The sequence below is a fragment of the Streptomyces sp. NPDC007162 genome (assembly GCF_040634175.1).
Classification (GTDB): domain Bacteria; phylum Actinomycetota; class Actinomycetes; order Streptomycetales; family Streptomycetaceae; genus Streptomyces.
Window position 1 is genome coordinate 1 of the sequence record NZ_JBEYFC010000671.1, and the last position, 4124, is coordinate 4124.

Consider the following 4124-nt stretch of genomic DNA (forward strand, 5'->3'; position numbering starts at 1 on the left):
GCCGGTCGTCACGCCTCCTGGACCTGTTCAGCCGCTCGGGGTTGTCTCCCATGGTGATCAGCAAGGTGACTGCGCTGTCTGGGCCGATGCCCACCGGTACGAGCAGCTGTGGGGCGTGGTGTTCGACGAGCCGGGTCAGGCGTTGGTTCAGCTCATCGATCTGCCCGGTGAGCTGTTCGATACGCTCCGCGAGCATTCTCAGAGTCATATGGGTGGCCTGGGCCACCGCGTTCTCGCCCTCCTCGCCGTCGCCTGGCCCGAGGCGTGCGCAGGTGCGGAACAGCTCGCGGTTGCCCAGGCTGGACAGTCGTTCCCGCAGTGCGGGATCGGCGATGACCAGGACGGCTTTGAGCTGGTTGACCGCCTGGGTACGGGCCTTGACCGCAGAGTCCTTGGCGAGCTTGTACATCCGGGCGCTGTGCACCGGACCGTCGCCGGACTTGGCCCGGGCCCGGGCACGACCGCTGAGCACGGCCCGCGCGGCGGCCTGTGCATCGAGCGGGGCCGACTTCCCCAGCAGCCGGCGGGCCGAGCGGTCGGGCCGGTTCACCTCAGACACCTCGACCTGCTGAGCCAGCAGGTAGCGGGACAGGCCCGCGCCGAAGGTGCCGGTGCCCTCCACACCGGCCCGGCGCACCATACCCCGCTTGCGGGCCCACACGAGCAACTGTCGGTAGCCGGCCGCCGTCGCCGGAAAGGACTCGGTGCCCAAGATCTTCCCCAGCGGGGACACCACGGCGGCGACGTGCACCTCACCGTGCGTGTCCACGCCCAGTACGACCTCTCTCCGCACGGGAGGATCCGCACTGGAGGAGGTGCTGCGCTGTCTGGTCGTCAAGGTGGTTCGCCTCCCGCGTGGTGACATGCTGAGTGGATGGCACCGGCCCGCTCGGGCGGTCTGAACCGTGGTGGCGCCTGAAACTCGGCGAGGCCCCTATAGGGACACGCCCCGTGGCTCGGTGACAGCAGAAACCATCCCGCAACGACAGTCGACAAGTCCGTGACTGGACACTTCGGTCAAAGATCTCAAGAGTCAGACCCCCGTTCGGGACGGCACTGCACAACCGTCCCGTCGATCTCAGCGCAATGGCATGACCCGACCGCAGCCGGATGGTTTCGTCCGAACCTGCGCCCACCCTGGCCGGAGCAGGCTGACGCCGAGATGCGTCTCCGCCCACTCGTGACCGGCAATGAGGACAGCCTGTGACCCGTCTTACCGGCACTAGAAGTCGGGCCCTGGCCGCCTACGACCCCTTAATTCTCGGTACTGCACTGAACTGCCGTGAGTATCCGAATATGACGCCACACGTTCGCGTGGCTGCGCTGCGCCGCGCGTACCCATGAAGGAGGAGAATGCCAGTCGACGGCCACCTCGCGCTCGCCCCAGGCCACCTGCATGATGCGGCGATCACCGGCGAAACGCTCAACGAGATCGCGGCGCATGTAGAGCAGGTGGCCGCGCCAGGGCTTGTCTGCGCGGAAAACTGCGGAGGCACGTCGGCCGTCCAAGCACACGAGATCCACGGTGCCGGGTAGTTGGCGCAGGCCGAACCGGGCGGCGAACTCGAACGACGGTACGTCGTAGCCCCCGCCGAGTCCGGTCTCCGATGTGCTGTCGGGGGCGAACTCCACGGCGACCTGATCGAGCCTGATGCCATCGTCCTGCCAATCGTGGCGCAGTGCACGGTGTGGGAAGGCACCTGGGGCCCAGGCACCGGGCCTTTCCGACCTGCTGAACGTGAATGGCCTCGTCGCGCATGCCGGACGCGTCGGACTCATCGCGGGCGCGCTGCTGCTCGTGATCGGCAGGTCGGCGCACTGCGCGGGTGTCTGCGCGCGGTGTGGCAGAAGGAGGAGGACCGGGAAACCCGGCCCAGCTCAAGCTCAAGGATGCCGGTGTGCTGGTCGGTCTCGGCGTGGTCGGGCTGGTCGCGATGGGCAGATCCGTGTTCGCGATCAGTGCGGTCTGCTGGACCGCCGACAAGGTCAGGATCGCGGGTGGGGCGGGACGGGGCACTGCTGTTCTTCGCGGGCCTGGCCATCGCCCTGCTCGTCGACTTCCCGCTGCTGGTCTACCTGCTCCCTCACATTCGGCTCGCCCCGGATTCCTCCGATGCCTTTCCGCAGCCGCCCGGTTGCCGGATTCCGGCCTGTTCGGACCCACCGCAGCGAAGGGCCGGGGACTATGCTGGTGAGCGGACGCCCAGGACCCCGGTGGACGCACGGCCTGCTGACCACGATGCCACGGGAGCGGATTCTCGTCCGGACCCGTCGCATCTTCGAGGAGATCCCTGTCGGGCACCGAGCCTCGTAGCGCGGAACTCAGACCTGGTGACCCACTCATGTGTTCGTACGCCCCGACCTCGGTCGCACCTCGCCGGGTACCAAGCCCGGCGCCTCGCGTCCGGTGCCCGGTAGCGGTCCCGAGAACACCTGAACGGCTGGAACAGAGGTGTCATGCCTTATTCTGTGCGGCTGTCCATCCGCCGGAGGGCTCGCGACCGCTCGCGCCGCTCTCGTCCCCTCCAGCGGGCGGGGACGCCATGATCACCTCTCCAGCCCGCGGTCAGCCGTGGAGCGGAGGCGGTTGCGAGCAGCCCGCCGTAGAAGCGATGTGCCCGAGCCGGTCCAGCCCGCTGGCAGGCCGTCTGTTCCCGCGGGGATCTCGCGGGTCCGTCGCGGGGTCCCGCGCAGCGGCGTTCGACAAAGATGCTCTCGAGCCGAGCCCGGAAGTCCGTCCAGGACGTCTCGCCGTCGCCGTACAGCAGCCCGGATTCGCCGTGGTGATCGCGGAGACCGCGGCCCTGGAGGGCTGCGGGTTCGGATCTTCCCCAGGGCGGCGGCACCGGCGGCTCCCCCACGCGGTCCCAGCCCCCCGTGTCGTAGGCGATGACGGCTTCGGGTGGCCGGGATTCGACGGAGTGCGCCCGCCCGCCGTCGGCCGGATCACCGGCGCCGGCTTCGCCGGGCTCCTGGTTCACCGGCACGAGCGGCACCGGGATGTGGCCCGACGGTTGCAGGACCCGCTCCTCTCCGAGCGCCAGGCATCACTCGGTGTCGCCTTGGCGGACCGGGCCGACGAGCCGAGCGTGGCCTCTCTCCGCTCCTGGCGCAGGAAGGACGTCGGAAACGTCCGCGGGCCGGCCGACGGTGCCGTGTTCTTGGCGCCAGTTCCCCCTTTGATCCGGTGGTCACCGTGATCCCCGGCAGCCGGTCGGCGCGGATCCGGGTTCTCGTGGCCGAGCAGGCGGCCCTGCGCGGCGCCCGGGTCGGCCTCCTCGACGTGTGTACGGCGGCGGTGGCGGCGCTGCCGGTCGGCGGGGCCGGGGTGTCCGCGATGTCCCGCGGGCGGGCGAGTCATCCGCTGTACAGCACCGACTCCGTCAGTCAGCAGCTGGAAGAACTCCAGCTCACACTGGGCGAGGGGCCGTGCGTGGATGCCTTTGTCCTCGGCTCCTCGGTCCTGTGCACCGACTTGTTGGCCGGTGAACTGCAACGGCATTGGACGGTGTTCGCCGACGCGGCCCTGGAAGCCGGAGCCAGGGCGGTCTTCGCCTTCCCCCTGCAGATCGGTGCCATCAGCCCCGGCGTACTCGACCTGTACTCCAGCAGCTCGGTCGAGCTGGACGCGGACGAGGTGGCCGACGCGATGGCCTTCGCCGACACTGCCACGTTGCTTCTGCTCGACGCCGGGATCGGTGAGGCGGGTGTCCCGTCCGAAACCGGCGCGTCCGGCACCGACGTGGCCGGCACGGACCGGCCGGACCCCGCGCCCTTCGATGACCTGGGCGGTTACCGGGCCGAGATCGACCAGGCCACCGGCGTCCTCATGGTCCAGCTCGGCGTCGGCGTCGAGGAAGCGTTCATCCGGCTGCGCGCCCACGCGTACGCCCGGGGGATACGGATCTCGGTGGTCGCCGCCGACGTGGTCGCCCACCGGCTCCGCTTCCCCCTGGAGACCACACCGTCCGACGTGAGACCGCCGGGTGCGTGTCCCTCCGATACGCAACCGCCGGATGCGCGACCGCCCGACGAGGAGTTTCAATGACTGAGTCAAGCCGCCTGCGCGACCGGCGGGGCGGGGGTGAAGACTCTGTTGTCGCGCAGGAGTGCCCACATCACGT

Annotated in this window: 3 protein-coding genes; 1 reads left to right on the forward strand and 2 read right to left on the reverse strand. The window is 69.6% G+C overall.

Going from position 1 to position 4124, the window contains the following annotated elements:
• Positions 1–838 (reverse strand): transposase (locus ABZ646_RS41745; protein ID WP_360531554.1); only part of this gene is annotated, 838 nt, incomplete at its 3' end.
• A gap of 416 nt (positions 839–1254) precedes the next feature.
• Positions 1255–1632 (reverse strand): hypothetical protein, encoded by a 378-nt coding sequence (locus ABZ646_RS41750; RefSeq protein ID WP_360531557.1) that lies wholly within the window; start codon positions 1630–1632, stop codon positions 1255–1257.
• 1564 nt (positions 1633–3196) lie between these two features.
• Between ABZ646_RS41750 and ABZ646_RS41755 the strand changes: the two genes are divergently transcribed.
• Positions 3197–4048, forward strand: coding sequence for a GAF and ANTAR domain-containing protein (locus ABZ646_RS41755; RefSeq protein WP_360531560.1), 852 nt, complete (start codon positions 3197–3199; stop codon positions 4046–4048).
• The last annotated feature ends 76 nt before the right edge of the window (positions 4049–4124 follow it).